Source organism: Kitasatospora sp. NPDC059571, from assembly GCF_042735675.1.
Taxonomy (GTDB): domain Bacteria; phylum Actinomycetota; class Actinomycetes; order Streptomycetales; family Streptomycetaceae; genus Kitasatospora.
On the sequence record NZ_JBHWBW010000157.1, the window covers coordinates 1 to 15,478 of the forward strand.

Below are 15,478 nucleotides of genomic sequence, written 5' to 3' on the forward strand. Positions count from 1 at the left end.
GAGTGTGTGTGGGTGTTGTTTTTTTTACTCCAGACCCCCCCCCCCCGCGGGGGGGCGCGGGCGGTCTCGCGTCCGGAGCGGGCCGTCAGGCCTCGACGAGCGCGCCGTTCGGCAGCTCGACGTGGGCACCGAGGTCGCGCAGCTTGGACATGAAGTTCTCGTAGCCGCGGTTGATCAGGTCGATGCCGTGCACCGTGGAGGTGCCCTCGGCCGCCAGCGCCGCGATCAGGTACGAGAAGCCGCCGCGCAGGTCCGGGATGATCAGCTCGGAGCCGATCAGCTTGGACGGGCCGGAGACCACCGCGGAGTGCCGGAAGTTGCGGGCGCCGAAGCGGCAGGGGGTGCCGCCGAGGCACTCGCGGTAGAGCTGGATGTGCGCGCCCATCTGGTTCAGCGCGCCGGTGAAGCCGAGCCGGGACTCGTACACCGTCTCGTGCACGATCGACAGGCCGTTGGCCTGGGTCAGCGCCACGACCAGCGGCTGCTGCCAGTCGGTCTGGAAGCCGGGGTGCACGTCGGTCTCCAGCGCGATGGCCTTGAGCTCGCCGCCCGGGTGCCAGAAGCGGATGCCCTCGTCGTCCACCTCGAAGGCGCCGCCGACCTTCCGGAAGGTGTTCAGGAAGGTCATCATCTCGATCTGGCGGGCGCCGCGGACGTAGATGTCGCCCTTGGTCGCCAGCGCCGCGCAGGCCCAGGAGGCCGCCTCCAGGCGGTCCGGCAGGGCCTTGTGGTTGTAGCCGCCCAGCTCGTCCACACCGGTGATCAGGATGGTGCGGTCGGTGCCCATCGAGATGATCGCGCCCATCTTCTGCAGCACGCAGATCAGGTCGACGATCTCCGGCTCGACGGCGGCGTTGCGCAGCTCGGTGACGCCCTCGGCGAGCACCGCGGTGAGCAGCACCTGCTCGGTGGCGCCGACCGACGGGTAGGGCAGCTCGATCTTGGTGCCGTGCAGGCGCTGCGGGGCGACCAGGTAGGTGCCCTGCGGGTGCTTCTCGATGGTGGCGCCGAACTGGCGCAGCACCTCGAAGTGGAAGTCGACCGGCCGGCCGCCGATGTCGCAGCCGCCCAGGCCCGGGATGAAGGCGTGGCCGAGGCGGTGCAGCAGCGGGCCGCAGAACAGGATCGGGATCCGCGAGGAGCCCGCATGCGCGTCGATGTCGGCGACGTTGGCGCTCTCGACGTGCGAGGGGTCGAGGATCAGCTCGCCGTCCTCGTCGCCGGTGCGGACGGTGACGCCGTGCAGCTGGAGCAGCCCGCGGACGACCTTGACGTCGCGGATGTCCGGGACGTTGCGCAGTCTGCTCGGGCCCTGGCCGAGCAGTGCGGCGACCATGGCCTTGGGCACCAGGTTCTTGGCACCGCGGATCTGGATCTCGCCTTCGAGCGGGTTACCGCCGTGAACCAGCAGGACGTCGTCGGTCATCGTTCTCGCAATCCGGGTGTGCGCAGGGGGGTGATCGGCTGCAAGGAGCGCAGGGGAAACACGAGTGGAAGGACTTTCACCACCGGCGAAAGGCCTTCCACCATCCATAGATGGTAGAGGGTGGGCGATTGGTTCCCGTGTGCCCTATTGGTGATCATGCTGCGGAGGGGGTCGGGACGGCCTTTCGGCGGGGGTGCGATGCCGCCGTTCGGGTGGTTCGCAGCGCTGTGACCAGCGGTGTCGGCGAGCCGCGGCACCGGCTCGGGGAGGTTTCGTGTTGGTTGCCCGTACCGGCGCGTACTGGGGGATCATGTGGGCATGACCGCGGCGCTCTCCCACACCGGCCGACTGCTCGTCGCGACGCCCGTGCTCACCGACCCGAACTTCGCCCGGGCGGTGGTGCTGCTGCTGGACCACGACGCGCAGGGCGCCCTCGGCGTGGTCCTGAACCGGCCGACCCCGGTCGAGGTGGCCAGTGTGCTGGACGGCTGGGCGGACCTGACCGGGCAGCCCCCGGTGGTCTTCCAGGGCGGTCCGGTGGCCCTCGACTCGGCGCTGGCGATCGCCGTCGTGCCCGGCGAGCCGGGGCACGGGGAGCCGATCGGCTGGCGGCGGGTGCACGGTGCGATCGGCCTGGTCGACCTGGAGGCCCCGCCCGAGGTGCTGGTGGGCGAGCTGGGCGCGCTCCGGGTCTTCGCCGGCTACGCGGGCTGGTCGCCCGGCCAGCTGGAGGCGGAGATCGAGGAGGGGGCCTGGCACCTGGTGGACTGCGAGCCGGGCGACGTCTCCAGCCCCGAGCCGGAGCGGCTGTGGCGCTCGGTGCTGCGCCGCCAGCGCGGGCCGCTCGCGCTGCTGGCGACCTACCCGGACGACCCGGCGCTGAACTGAGCCCCGCCCGGCGTACTGGCCCGCTTCGGAGCGGCCCCCATAGACTTGGCACCCATGAGCACTCTTGAGCCCGAGCGCGGACTCGGCACCGGCACCCTGGTCGAGCCCGTTCCCCAGGTGTCCCACGGGGACGGCGACCACGAGCGCTTCGCGCACTACGTCCAGCGAGACAAGATCATGGAGAGCGCCCTGTCGGGCACCCCCGTGGTCGCACTCTGCGGCAAGGTGTGGGTCCCCGGCCGCGACCCCAAGAAGTACCCGGTCTGCCCGATGTGCAAGGAGATCTTCGAGGGTCTCGGCCAGGGCGGCGACGGCGACGGCGACAAGCAGTCCTAGCCCCCGCTCCGGGGAGCTTCCCGCCGCCCCCTCGATTGGTCTATGCCAATGCGGGGGCAGCGGGGCAGGATGGCCCGCATGGACCTCATCCCCGCCCCGAGCCGCGTGGCCCACTACCGGCCGGAGACCGACCCGTGGAGCTTCCGGCTCCGGCCGACCAGCCGGATCACCGCCGCCGACGGCGCCCAGGGCGTCGCCCGCTGGCTCAGGGCCGAGCTCTCCGCCGCGACCGGCTTCACCTTCGACGCCCGCCGTCCCGGCGACCGCCGCGGGGGCGAGGCCCACGACATCCACCTGGACCTCGACCCGGAGCTGCGCGCCGCCAAGGGCCGCGAGGCGTACGTCCTCGGTGTCCACGAGTACGGCGCCTACCTGCGCGGTGGCGGCCGGGCCGGGCTGTTCTACGCGGCGCAGACCCTGCGCCAGCTGTTCGGCCCGCAGATCTACCGCCGCGCGCCGCTGCCCGGCGCCGAGTGGGCGGCGGCCCACGCGACCGTCGAGGACGCCCCGCGGTTCGCCTGGCGCGGGGTGCTGCTGGACGTCGCCCGGCACTTCCTGCCCAAGGCCGACGTGCTGCGCTTCCTGGACCTGATGGCCGTCCACAAGCTCAACGTGCTGCACCTGCACCTGACCGACGACCAGGGCTGGCGGATCGAGATCGAGCGCCACCCGCGGCTCACCGCGGTCGGCGCCTGGCGCGAGCGCTCGATGGTCGGCTTCCGCAGCGCGGACCGCCGCGACGACCGCCCGCACGGCGGCTTCTACACCAAGGACGACCTGCGCGAGATCGTCGCGTACGCCGCGAAGCGGCACATCACCGTCGTCCCGGAGATCGACCTGCCCGGGCACGCCCAGGCTGCCATCGCCGCCTACCCGGAGCTCGGGAACACCGACGTGGTGGACACCGCCGGGCTCGGGGTGTGGACCGACTGGGGGATCAACCCCAATGTGCTGAACGTCTCCGACACCACCCTGCGCTTCTTCGAGGAGGTGCTGGAGGAGGTGCTGGAGGTCTTCCCCTCCGAGTTCGTCCACCTCGGCGGCGACGAGTGCCCCAAGGAGCAGTGGAAGGCCAGCCCGTCCTCGCAGGCCCGGATCGCCGAGCTCGGCCTGGCCGGCGAGGACGGGCTGCAGAGCTGGTTCATCGGGCACTTCGACCGCTGGCTCGCCGAGCGCGGACGCCGCCTGATCGGCTGGGACGAGATCCTGGAGGGCGGCCTCGCCCCGGGCGCCGCGGTCTCCTCCTGGCGGGGCTACGAGGGCGGCATCGCCGCCGCCCGGGCCGGGCACGACGTGGTGATGTGCCCGGAGCAGCACGTGTACCTGGACCACCGGCAGGCGCCCGGCGCGGACGAGCCGATCCCGGTCGGGTACGTCCGCACGCTGGAGGACGTCTACCGCTTCGAGCCCGTCCCGCCGGAGCTGGACGGCGCGGCGGCGGACCGGGTGATCGGCACCCAGGCCAACCTGTGGACGGAGTTCATGGCGAGCGCCCGGGACATCGACTACCGGGCGTTCCCGCGGCTGGCGGCCTTCGCCGAGGTGGCCTGGTCCGGCCTGCCGCGCGACCCGGCCCGCCGGGACTACCCGGACTTCGAGCGCCGGATGGCCGCCCACTACCGCCGGCTGGACGCGCTCGGCGTGGAGTACCGCCCGCCGGGCGGCCCGCACCCGTGGCAGCGGTGGCCCGGCGTCGCCGGCCGCCCGATCGGCTGACCGCGGGCCGTCCGCCCCGCCCGGCCCCGCCGTGCGCCTTCACGAGGGCGGCGGGGTCGCGGCCGGGTGCACGGCGGCCCGCCGAGCGCCCTCCCACGTCACCTTCCGGTGAACATCTGAGCGGAACGGTTCCGCTCAGAGCCGCAACGTGGTCGGATACGTCCGGTATGCGGCCCGGCGGCCTGCCACCCGGCAAGTGATCATCCAGGATTGTGTGCCAGAGTTGCCCAACCCGGTGCTGTCGCCCGTACCCTACGGGCCAGGCCGCAGTACCGCGGGGCGCCGCGGCCGACGGCAGGGCCGGCGCCGGGCAGGCGATGGGCAAGTGGAGCACGGTGGAATCCTGGTGAACCGGACGATCATGCTGCCGGCCTCGGTGGACGAGGCCGTCGAAGCGCTGGCCGAAACCCCGGGCGCCGTCCCGGTGGCCGGGGCCACCGACCTCATGGAGGCGGTCAACGCCGGGCGCCTGCGTCCGGCCGCCCTGATCGGCCTCGGCCGGATCACCGAGCTGCGCGGCTGGCGCTACGAGGACGGCGGCACCGCCGTCCTCGGTGCCGGACTCACCCACGCCCGGATGGACCGCCCCGACTTCGCCGCGCTCATCCCCGCGCTCGCCGACGCCGCCCGCACCGCCGGCCCGCCGCAGATCCGCAACGTGGGCACCCTCGGCGGCAACATCGCGACCGCGGCCCCGGCCGGCGACACCCTCCCGGTGCTCACCGCGCTGGAGGCCACCGCCACCCTCACCCGGGCCGGCTCGCTGCGCGACGTCCCGGTCGGCCACCTGCTGACCGGCCTCGACCCGATCCGCCCCGGCGAGCTGCTCACCTGGGTCCGCGTCCCGCTGCTGCACGCCCCGCAGGTCTTCCTCAAGGCCACCGGCCGCGGCGGCCCGTCCCGCGGCACCGCCTCGGTCGCCGTCGTCCTCGACCCGGCCCGGCGCGGCGTGCGCTGCGCCGTGGGCGCCGTCGCCCCCGTCCCGCTGCGGCCGCTGGAGGCCGAGGCCTGGGTGGCCGGCTGCATCGACTGGGACGCCCGCGGCGAGGAGGGCGCCCAGGCCATCGACCCGGCCGCGCTCGCCGCCTTCGGCGACTACGTCGCCGGCGCGTGCATCCCGGACGCCGCCCTGGAGGGCGTGGGCGAGGGGTCGGCCGCCGTGCTCGTCCGGCAGCGGCGTACCGTGGCTGTGCTGGCCCGCCGGGCACTGGGAAGGGCGCTCTCGTGACCACAGACTCCATCGACCCCGGCCTCGCGCACGACGCCCTCGGCGACGTCCGCCCGGTCGCCTCGTACACGCTGCGGGTCAACGGCTTCGAGCGGCCCGTCACCGACGCCTGGATCGGCGAGAGCCTGCTGTACGTGCTCCGCGAGCGGCTCGGCCTGGCCGGCGCCAAGGACGGCTGCGAGCAGGGCGAGTGCGGCGCCTGCTCGGTCCAGGTCGACGGCCAGCTGGTGGCCGGCTGCCTGGTGCCCGCCGCGCTCGCCGCGGACAGCGAGATCGCCACCGTCGAGGGCCTCTCCGGCGCCGGCACCGCAAGTGACGTCCAGCAGGCGCTGGCCGAGTCCGGGGCCGTCCAGTGCGGCTACTGCACCCCCGGCCTGGCCATGGCCGTCCACGACCTGCTCCAGCGCAACCACCGGCCGAGCGACGTGGAGGCGCGTCAGGCGCTCTGCGGCAACCTCTGCCGCTGCACCGGCTACCGCGGCGTCCTCGCCGCCGTGCAGAGCGTCTCCCAGGCCCGCGAGGCGGAGCTGGAGGCCGAACTGGCCACCGCCGCCGAGCAGGCCGAGAGCGCCCCCGAGGAGCGCACCGAGCCCACCGCCGCACCGGCCCCGGCGCCCGCGCCGGCCCGCCCGGCCGGCCAGCAGTCCGCCGCCGACCTCCCGCTGGCCGGCGAGCTCCCGCTGTACGCCGACTCCGAACTCTGGGTCGAGGCCGACCAGTACGCCGCCGCGCACCCCCCGGCCGCCGCGCCCGGGCCGCACACCGCCCACCAGAGCGGGGTCTACGAGCCCGGCTACTACGGGACGCCGCAGGACGGCCAGCAGGCGCCCTACATCCCGGCCCAGGGCGGCCCCTTCGGCACCGGCCACCCCGGCGCCGACCACGGCGGCCACCCGGGCGGCGGCTACGACCCCGCCACGTACGAGACCGGCCTGTACGAGGCCACCCCGGCGCACGGCACCGCCCACGACGGCCCGCCGCACGACGCCACCCCGGCGCACGGCACGCCCTACATCCCCACCCCCGCCCACGGCACCGCCCACGACGGCGGGTACACCCCCACCCCGCCGCACGGCACCCCGGTCTACGGGACGCCCGCCCCCTACCCCGGCTACGAGGCCGGCGCCGGGTACGCCGTCCCGGGCTACGGCGCCCCCGGCCACGACCCGCACGCCGCACCCGTGCACGGGATCCCCGGCTACGACGGCACCGTGTACGACGGCACCACCCCCGCCCACGGCATCCTCATCCAGCCTTCGGCCGGGGGGAGCACCATTCCCGAGGACGAGAACGCATGACCGCGCCCACCGACGCGCCGGCGCCCGCCGCGGAGCCGTTCGGCCTCGGCACCTCCCCGCTGCGCACCGACGCCCTGCCCAAGGCGCTCGGCATCTACCCCTACGCCGCCGACCTGTGGGCCGAGGGGCTGCTCTGGGGCGCCGTGCTCCGCTCCCCGCACGTGCACGCCCGGATCGTCTCGGTCGACACCTCGGCCGCCCTCGCCCTGCCCGGCGTGCACGCCGTGGTCACCGCCACCGACCTGGCCTCCTGCCCGCCGGCCGGCGACCGCCCGGTGCTCGCCGCCGAAGTCGTGCGCCACCACGGCGAGCCGATCGCCGCCGTCGCCGCCGAGACCCCCGACACCGCCCGGCTCGCCGCGTCGCTGATCGTCGTCGAGTACGAGCCGCTGGAGGCCGTCACCGACCCCGAGGCCGCGTTCAACGCCCCGCCGCTGCATCCCGACGGCAACCTGCTGCGGCACCTCCCGCTGCGCACCGGCGACCCGGAGGCCGTCGGTGAGATCGTCGTCGAGGGCCTCTACCAGGTCGGCCGCCAGGACCCGGCCCCGATCGGAGCCGAGGCCGGCCTCGCGGTGCCCCGGCCCGACGGCGGCGTCGAGCTCCACCTGTCCACCACCGACCCGCACGGCGACCGAGACCGCGCCGCCGCCTGCCTCGGCCTCGACCCGGACCGGGTGCGCACCGTCGTCACCGGCGTCCCCGGCGCCGCCACCGACCGCGAGGCGCTCTCCTTCCAGGTGGTGCTCGCGCTGCTCGCGCTGCGCACCGGCCGGCCGGTGAAGATGACCCTCACCCGCGAGGAGTCCTTCCACACCCACACCTCCCGGCACCCCGCGCTGCTGCGCTACCGCCACCACGCCGACGCCGAGGGCCGACTGGTCAAGGTCGAGGCGCAGATCCTGCTCGACGGCGGCGCCTACGCGGACGTCTCCGCCGAGGCGCTGGCGGCGGCCACGGCCTTCTCGGTCGGCCCGTACACCTGCCCCAACGTCTTCGTGGACGCCTGGGCGGTGCGGACCAACAACCCGCCGGCCGGCCGGATGCGCGGCGAGGGCGCACTGCAGACCTGCTTCGCCTACGAGTCCCAGCTCGACCAGCTCGCCAAGCAGGTCGGCGTCGACCCGCTGGAGATCCGCCGCCGCAACGCCATGGCCACCGGCGACCCGCTGCCGACCGGCCAGGCGGTCACCTGCCCGGCGCCGGTCGCCGCGCTGCTCGACGCGGTCACCGAGCTGCCGCTGCCGGCGCTGCCGCTGGACGCCCCGGAGGGCGACTGGATGCTGCCCGGCGGGCCGGGCGGCGCCGGCGACCCGTCGGCGGTGCGGCGCGGCATCGGCTACGCCGTCGGCATGGTCCACATGCTCGGCGCCGAGGGCGACGACGAGGTCTCGACCGCCACCGTCCGGGTCAGTGGCGACCACGCGACCGTGATCTGCGCCGCGGTCGACGCCGGCCAGGGCTTCGCCACCCTCGCCCGGCAGATCGTGCAGAGCGTGCTCGGCGTCTCCGAGGTCTACATCGCCCCGGCCGACTCCGACCAGCCGCCGGCCGGCCCGTCCGCCCGTGGCCGGCACACCTGGGTGTCCGGCGGTGCGGTGGAGAAGGCCGCGCTGATGGTCCGCCACCAGCTGCTCCAGCCGATCGCCGCGAACTTCGGCATGTCGGTGGAGCTGCTGTCGATCGCCGACGGGAAGATCACCTCGTACGACGGGGTGCTCGGCATGCCGGTGACCGAGGCGCTGGAGGGCAAGGAGCTCTGGGCCACCGCGCAGTGCCGCCCGCACCCGACCGAGCCGCTGGACGAGAACGGGCACGGCGACGCGTTCGTCTCCATCGCGTTCTGCGCCATGCGGGCCGTGGTGGACGTCGACATCGAGCTCGGCGCCGTCCGGGTGGTCGACGTGACGGTCGCCCAGGACGTCGGGCGGGCGCTGAACCCCCGCCAGATCGAGGACCGCATCGAGGGCGCGGTCGCCCAGGGCGTGGGTCTGGCCCTGCTGGAGGACCTGCGGACCGAGGGCGGCCGCCCGCTCGGCCCGTCGCTCACCGGTTACCGGCTGCCGACCGCGCTGGACACCCCGGAGATCCGGATCGCCGCGCTGATCGAGGAGCGCGACGTGGTCGCCACCTTCGGGGCGAAGGCGGTCAGTGCCGTCCCGGCGGTGGTCGCCCCGGCGGCGGTCGCCGCCGCGGTGCGCGCCGCCACCGGCCTCCCGGTCGGCCGGCTGCCGATCCTCCCCGAGGACGCGATCGTCGCCTGACCCCCCGTCCGACCGCCCCGCCCGCCGAACTGTTCGATTGAACCGGTTCGGCGGGTGCTAGGTTTCTCCCCCGTGATCGCCGCCCGGACCCGGGGGTGCGGCGCGCCCCCGGGCCTGTCGCACGGCCGCAGCGGCTGACGCGACAGGTCGAAGACATCGGGGGAGTGGTATGTCGGTTCCACCTCAGCAGTTCCCGCCTCAGCAGTTCCCGCCGCCGGGCCCGCCGGCGGGCTTCCCGCCCCAGGCCTTCCCGACGCAGGCCGGACCGCCGCCGGTGCCGCGGCCCTTCGGGCAGCCGCCCTTCCCCGGTGCGCCGCAGGGCCCGGCCGGTCCGCCGCCCTGGCAGGCGGGGCCGCCGGCGGGCGGTCCCGACCCGGCGCAGCGCCGCCGCCCGCTGCTGCGGATCCTGCTGATCGGCCTCGGTGTGGTGTTCGCGCTGCTGGGCGTCCTCGTCGTGCTGGTGGTCCGCAACGTCCAGAAGCAGCACGAGTACGCGGCGAACCGGCCCGATCCGCACGCCGCCTGGCAGAAGGTCGCGGACGGCATGACCGCCGCGCTCGCCGCCAAGGACGAGGAGGCGTTCCTCAAGCCCTTCAAGGATGCCCAGCTGCGCGAGAAGCAGCGCAGGACCTTCCGCAACCTCGTCAGGATCCCCTGGGACAAGGCGGAGTGGGTCGTCCGGGCGCCCGCCCCGACCGTGACGGGCGAACTGCCCGTCACCTTCGTCCACCAGGTCAAGGGCGTCGACCTGCTGCCGCTGCCGGAGGAGTACACCTGGCACGTGGCCGGGACGGGGGTCACCGGCACCGCCACCGCCTCCGCCGCCGCCACCGGGACGGGGGCCGACGACCGGGTGATCACCGACGTGGCCGGCGACTCCTCGTCGAACACCGCCCTCTACCCGGGGCCGTGGGACCTCTACGGCGAACTCGCGGTGGCGGTCCGCGGCAACCTCGTGGTGGTGGCCGACAAGGCCCAGGGCGGCGAGGTGGCGCGGGACGCCGACATCCTCGACCGGGCCGCCCAGGACGACCTGGCCGCCTGGCGGAAGGCCGGCCCCGCCACCTCCGGCGGCCGGTCGGCGGGCCGCGGCTTCTTCGTCGTCCTGGAGAAGAACCGCGACGTGTACAACAAGCTGTACGCCGGGGACGGCCGCAAGAACGACCGCCTGGAGGCGGGCGTCAACATGCCGGTGGTCGCGTACGGCGCCAGGCACGAGGAGTCGGGCGGCTCCCGGATCGTCATGGACACCGCGCAGAGCCGCTTCACCGGCAAGAACTGGAAGGACGGCGTCAGCGAGATCGGCCGCCACGAGATGGCGCACGCGATCGTCGAGCCGTTCCGCACCGAGGTCGCGCTGGTCAAGGACATGGCCAGCACCCAGATGTGGGTGGTCGAGGGCTTCGCCGACTACATGGCCTTCCGCGGCCGCGACGCCGCGGCCGCCGCCGACACCAAGGCGGCCCTGCACGGCTACGCCGCCCCCGTCGGGCTCCCGCCGGTGGCCGACTTCTACTCCGACAAGGCCCGGCAGCGCAGCGCCAACTACACGCTGAGCGCGGACGCGGTCCGCTACCTGGCCGCCACGTACGGCGAGGACAAGGCGCTCGCCTTCGTCGCCGCCCACTACACGGACCCGAAGAACTACCAGCAGGAGATCGCCACCGCGACCGGCCGGTCGGTGGAGCAGTTCCAGGCGGAGTGGGCGGCGGACCTCCGCTCCCGCGTGCCGGGCCTGCACTGAGCCTGAGCAATTCCTGCGGGAATTCGGAAAAGAGGCCGTGGCGGGATTCGAACCCACGTAAACCGAGTTGCAGTCGGTCCCCTGAGCCACTCGGGCACACGGCCGGGAGGGTGGTGCGGGCTGTCTGCGCTCAGGCGCAGTGGGGGCACGGACAACAGGCGGCACAGGTGCGGGGCGCGCTGATCGCCACCGTCTTCCTGTTCATGGCCGACTCCTGTCGTCGATTTCCTGACCGCTGATGAATTCATCTTATGGGGCGCCGCCCGGGGCGCGTCAATATCCGAGTATGAATTCTGTGTGTCGTCGTGTGTTACGTTCGAAGCAGGCGAGGGATCGCCCCGGACGAGGTGCGTCGTACCCGGCACGACAAGACGGCGCAGTACGGAGGCGGCAGCGCGAGGAGCTGCCGCCCGCTACTGCGGAGGAGTCGTCGTGGCCTGGGTGGTCCTGATCGTGGCGGGTGTGCTGGAGACGGTGTGGGCGGTCGCCCTGGAGGCGTCCCGGGGGTTCTCCCGGCCCTTGCCGACCGTGCTCTTCGCGGTGGCCCTGGCGCTGTCCATGGGCGGGCTGGCGTACGCGATGCGGAGCATCCCGCTGGGGACGGGCTACGCGGTCTGGGTGGGGATCGGCGCGGTCGGCACCGCGCTGTACGGGATCGCGGCGCTGGGGGACGCGCTGACGGCCGCCCGGGTGAGCTGCCTGCTGCTGATCGTCGGTGGCGCGGTCGGCCTGAAGGTGCTGCACTGACCGCCCCTGCGGCCCGTGGGTCCTACGTCCGCGGACGGAGTCTCCCCCGGTCGAAAGTCAGGAGTCACACAGCTCCGCGGGCCTTACGATGGCTGCCATGACGACCACCCCCGCCACCCGACCCGACCGCGCCCCCGCCCCGCCCGACGACGGCGGCGGCGTGCTGGGCGGCCGGTACCGGGCGCTCACCCTGGGGATCGTCTCGGTGGTGCTGCTGCTGGCCTTCGAGGCCACCGCGGTCAACACCGCGATGCCGGTGGCGGCCCGCCAGCTGGACGGCCTCGGGCTGTACGCCTTCGCGTTCTCCGGCTACTTCACCACGACGCTGTTCGCGCTGGTCGTCTCCGGCCAGTGGTGCGACCGCAGCGGCCCGCTGGCGCCGCTGTTCACCGGCATCGCGGTCTTCGGGGCCGGCCTGGTGGTGGCCGGGACGGCGGCAGGCATGTGGCCGTTCGTGGCGGGCCGGGCGATCCAGGGCCTCGGCGGCGGCCTGGTGATCGTCGCGCTCTACGTGGTGGTCGGCCGGGCCTTTCCGGAACGGCTGCGGCCGTCGGTGTTCGCCGCGTTCTCGGCCGCCTGGGTGCTGCCCTCGATCGTCGGGCCGGTGGTCTCCGGCGCGGTCACCCAGCACCTGGGCTGGCGCTGGGTCTTCCTGGCCGTGCCGGTGCTGATCCTGCTGCCGCTCGCCGTGATGGGCCCGGCGCTGCGCCGCTCCGAGCGGGCCCAGCCGCAGCAGGTGCGGGTGGCCTTCGACCGCCGCCGCACCTGGTGCGCCGCCCTCGCCGCCCTCGGTGCGGGCCTGCTCCAGTACGCCGGTCAGCGGCTGGACCTGCTCGGCCTGGTGCCGGCGCTGCTGGGGGCCGGCCTGCTGGTGCCGTCGGTGCTGCGGCTGCTGCCGGCCGGCACGCTCCGGGCTGCCCGCGGGCTGCCCACGGTGATCCTGCTGCGCGGGGTCGCGGCGGGTGCGTTCTTCGCGGCGGAGGCGTTCGTCCCGCTGATGATGGTGACCCAGCGCCATCTGTCCCCGACGCTGGCGGGGATGACGCTGACCAGCGGCGGGCTGTCCTGGGCGCTCGGCTCCTGGCTGCAGGGGCGGCCGCGGGCGGAGCGGCACCGGGACGCGCTGATCCGGGTCGGGTTCGTGCTGTGCGCGGTGGCCATCGCGGGTGCCGCGCTGGTGCTCGTCCCGGGCGTGCCGGTCTGGACGGCCGCGGCGGCCTGGGCGGTCGGCGGGGTCGGCATGGGCCTGGCGGTGGCGAGCATCAGCGTGCTGATGATGAAGCTGTCGGCGCCCGAGGACACCGGCGCCAACTCGGCGGCGATCCAGCTGAGCGACGCGCTCGGCAACGTGCTGCTGATCGGTCTGGCCGGCGTGCTGTTCGCGGCGCTGGGCGGTGGCTCGGCGGCCGCCGCCCAGGGCGGGCACGCCCCGGGCGGGGCGTTCGCGGTGATCTTCCTGGTGATGACCGGGGTGGCGCTGGTGGGCGCCCTGGTGTCGGGGCGGACCCGCCCGGCGGGGTGAGTCCGGCCGCCCCGGCGGCGGTCAGGACCCGGCGCCGCCGAGGAAGCTCCGCCAGCCGCCGGCCGGCGACTCCCCGGGGGCCAGCGTCTGGAGCTTGCGCAGCACCGCAGCGTCCTGCGCCTCCAGCCACTGGACCAGCTGGCGGAAGCTCACCAGCCGGACGTCCGGCTTGTCGGCGATCTGCTTGAGCGCCTCCTCGACGGCGTTCATGTAGATGCCGCCGTTCCACTGCTCGAAGTGGTTGCCGATGATCATCGGGGCCCGGTTGGTGGTGTACGCCCGCTGGAACCCGGCCAGGTAGGAGTCGCGGGCCTGGGTCTGCCAGCCGTCGTACTTGGCGGCGTCGCCCTTGGTGGTGGCCCCGGACTGGTTGTACATGATGTTGTAGTCCATCGACAGCACCTGGAAGCTGTGCCCGGGGAACGGGATCGACTGCAGCGGCATGTCCCACAGCGCGCCGCCCTGGAACTTCTGCGGCCAGACCTGGAGGCCGCCGGGGCCGCTGCTGTCGTACTTCCAGCCGCGCTTGGCAGCGGTCGGCAGCAGGCCGCGCTGCCCCTCCAGGCACGGGGTGCGCCCGCCGATCAGCTCCTTGCGGTAGTCGAAGGGCAGCGCCGGCAGGTCGGTGTAGCCGGTGTTGGTCCGCCAGTTCATGACGAAGTCCATCGCCTGCTGGATCTCGCTGTCCCAGTCCTCCGGCGACCACCGGCCGCCCCCGGTCGGCCCGCAGAAGTGCCCGTTGAAGTGGGTGCCGATCTCGTGGCCCTCCAGCCACGCTTCGCCGACCTGCTGGAGGGTGGCCCGGACGTGCTCGTTGCTGAGGTAGCCGATGTCGGAGGCGCCGATCGGGTGCTGCGGCGGGTGGTAGAGGTCCTTCTTGCCCTCCGGCAGGGCGTAGATGCCGCTCAGGAAGAACGTCATCTTGGCGTTGTGGTCCCGGGCGAGCTTGCGGAACCGGCTGAACAGCTGGTTGTCCAGCTCGCCCGCGCCGTCCCAGGAGAAGACCACGAACTGCGGCGGGGTCTGGCCCGGCTCCAGCGCCTCCGGCTCGGGCTGGTGCGGCTGCGGGCCGGTGTCGGAGGTGGACCCGTCGCCGATCAGGGTGGCCGGCGGCTGCGGCGTCGCGGTCGGGGTGCCGGAGCCTCCCGAGGCCCGGGCCGGCGGTGCTGCCGCCTGTCCGCCGGCGGTGCCGGTGTCGCTCGCGCAGCCGGCCGCGAGGGCGGCGGCGGTGGCGGCCCCGGCGGTCAGCAGGGTCCGGCGGGAGAGAGCGTCCAAGGTCGTGTCCGTTCGGGTCGGGTCCGAGCGCGGGCGGGCGTCCGGACGAGCTGACAGTCCGACAGTCGGATCGACGGGTCCGGGAGGGCGGGTCGGCCCACAGCATGGCACGGCCCGCCCGTGTCACCCGTGAAGGCGGGGCGGTCGGACGGGTGATCGGGTCCGGACCGGGGAATCCGATCGCCCGTTCGGCCTACGGGGCGTGCGGACCGCTGGCACGCGCCCCCTGAGCGGCCGTCACATGGAGGGATCCGCCGAACCTGCGCGCCCCGGAGGTCCCGCACCCATGTGGCAGTCGGTGCTCGACGCGTACCGGGAGCGGATCGTCGAGACCGGCCGGGAACCGCTCTTCCTCCTGCTGGTCGGACTGATCGGGTCCTTCCTGTTCATCCGGTTCAGCGTCCGGATGATCCGGCGCGGCACCAGCTGGTGGCCGGGCAACGTCACCCCCGGCGGCCTGCACATCCACCACGTGGTGTTCGGTCAGGCACTGGTCCTGATCTGCGGCGTCGGCGCGTTCACCGTGCGCGGCAACGGCGGCGCCCTGTGGAACGTCCTCGCCGTCGGCTTCGGCATCGGCGCCGGACTGGTCCTCGACGAGTTCGCCCTCGTCCTGCACCTGGAGGACGTCTACTGGAGCGAGCAGGGCCGCAAGTCCGTGGACGCCGTCGTCCTCGCGGTCGCCCTGATCGGCCTGCTCCTGCTCGGGGAGCTCCCGCTCGGCGGCTTCAAGGCCCGGCTGACGGTCGGCCAGCTGGTCGGCGCCGCGATCCTGCTGCTCCTGGTCGCCGTGACGCTGTTCAAGGGCAAGCTCTGGACGGGGCTGCTCGGCGTGATGCTGCCCCCGCTCGCCATGGTCGGCGCCGTCCGGCTCGCCCGCCCGCAGAGCCCCTGGGCCCGCTGGCGCTACACCTCCAGGCCCCGGCGGATGGCCCGCGCCGAGCGCCGCGAGGCCCGCATCCACGGCCGGCTGGCCGCCGCCAGGATCACCTTCTACGACGCCCTGGCCGGCGCCCCGGACACCGCGGCACCCC

General features: G+C 74.3%; 11 protein-coding genes, 1 tRNA gene, 1 pseudogene and 1 riboswitch. Of the genes and pseudogenes, 10 read left to right on the forward strand and 3 right to left on the reverse strand.

Going from position 1 to position 15,478, the window contains the following annotated elements; all coding sequences use genetic code 11:
* Positions 1-85: 85 nt before the first annotated feature.
* On the reverse strand, positions 86-1,426 hold the full coding sequence (murA, locus tag ACFV0G_RS19035) for a UDP-N-acetylglucosamine 1-carboxyvinyltransferase (protein WP_380548670.1): 1,341 nt from the start codon (positions 1,424-1,426) through the stop codon (positions 86-88).
* A gap of 318 nt (positions 1,427-1,744) precedes the next feature.
* On the opposite strand from murA, the gene ACFV0G_RS19040 reads away from it, so the two are divergent.
* The 7 genes from ACFV0G_RS19040 (at position 1,745) to ACFV0G_RS19070 (ending at position 10,900) form a co-directional block, all read left to right on the forward strand.
* Positions 1,745-2,314 (forward strand): YqgE/AlgH family protein, encoded by a 570-nt coding sequence (locus ACFV0G_RS19040; protein ID WP_380548673.1) that lies wholly within the window; start codon positions 1,745-1,747, stop codon positions 2,312-2,314.
* A gap of 54 nt (positions 2,315-2,368) precedes the next feature.
* Positions 2,369-2,650: a DUF3039 domain-containing protein gene (locus ACFV0G_RS19045; RefSeq protein ID WP_380548676.1), complete on the forward strand. Its 282-nt coding sequence runs from the start codon at positions 2,369-2,371 to the stop codon at positions 2,648-2,650.
* Between the two features lie 78 nt (positions 2,651-2,728).
* Positions 2,729-4,366: a beta-N-acetylhexosaminidase gene (locus ACFV0G_RS19050; protein WP_380548679.1), complete on the forward strand. Its 1,638-nt coding sequence runs from the start codon at positions 2,729-2,731 to the stop codon at positions 4,364-4,366.
* 361 nt (positions 4,367-4,727) lie between these two features.
* Complete coding sequence (locus ACFV0G_RS19055; protein ID WP_380548700.1) at positions 4,728-5,594, forward strand: FAD binding domain-containing protein; 867 nt, start codon at positions 4,728-4,730, stop codon at positions 5,592-5,594.
* Positions 5,591-6,892 carry a (2Fe-2S)-binding protein gene (locus tag ACFV0G_RS19060; protein ID WP_380548683.1) on the forward strand — a complete coding sequence of 434 codons (1,302 nt, stop codon included), beginning with the start codon at positions 5,591-5,593 and terminating at the stop codon, positions 6,890-6,892. The genes ACFV0G_RS19055 and ACFV0G_RS19060 overlap by 4 nt, the downstream gene beginning before the upstream one ends.
* Entirely contained in the window at positions 6,889-9,156 is a 2,268-nt protein-coding gene (locus tag ACFV0G_RS19065) for a xanthine dehydrogenase family protein molybdopterin-binding subunit (RefSeq protein WP_380548686.1), read from the forward strand. Before ACFV0G_RS19060 ends, ACFV0G_RS19065 begins: the two co-directional genes overlap by 4 nt.
* 169 nt (positions 9,157-9,325) lie before the next feature.
* Entirely contained in the window at positions 9,326-10,900 is a 1,575-nt protein-coding gene (locus tag ACFV0G_RS19070) for a hypothetical protein (RefSeq protein ID WP_380548689.1), read from the forward strand.
* Positions 10,901-10,932: 32 nt separating this feature from the next.
* Here the strand turns inward: ACFV0G_RS19070 and ACFV0G_RS19075 are convergent.
* Positions 10,933-11,004: transfer RNA gene (locus ACFV0G_RS19075), tRNA-Cys, on the reverse strand.
* 217 nt (positions 11,005-11,221) lie between these two features.
* Positions 11,222-11,281, forward strand: a riboswitch (guanidine-III (ykkC-III) riboswitch).
* 51 nt (positions 11,282-11,332) lie between these two features.
* On the opposite strand from ACFV0G_RS19075, the gene ACFV0G_RS19080 reads away from it, so the two are divergent.
* Together ACFV0G_RS19080 and ACFV0G_RS19085 are read left to right on the forward strand one after the other, a co-directional pair.
* On the forward strand, positions 11,333-11,647 hold the full coding sequence (locus ACFV0G_RS19080; protein ID WP_380548692.1) for a DMT family transporter: 315 nt from the start codon (positions 11,333-11,335) through the stop codon (positions 11,645-11,647).
* A 97-nt stretch (positions 11,648-11,744) separates the two neighbouring features.
* Positions 11,745-13,169: an MFS transporter gene (locus ACFV0G_RS19085; protein WP_380548695.1), complete on the forward strand. Its 1,425-nt coding sequence runs from the start codon at positions 11,745-11,747 to the stop codon at positions 13,167-13,169.
* Between the two features lie 21 nt (positions 13,170-13,190).
* Here the strand turns inward: ACFV0G_RS19085 and ACFV0G_RS19090 are convergent, their stop codons facing one another.
* Positions 13,191-14,444, reverse strand: a complete 1,254-nt coding sequence (locus ACFV0G_RS19090) for a hypothetical protein (protein ID WP_380548698.1) — start codon at positions 14,442-14,444, stop codon at positions 13,191-13,193.
* A gap of 286 nt (positions 14,445-14,730) precedes the next feature.
* On the opposite strand from ACFV0G_RS19090, the pseudogene ACFV0G_RS19095 reads away from it, so the two are divergent.
* A pseudogene (locus tag ACFV0G_RS19095) lies at positions 14,731-15,478 on the forward strand (hypothetical protein); the annotation flags it as partial.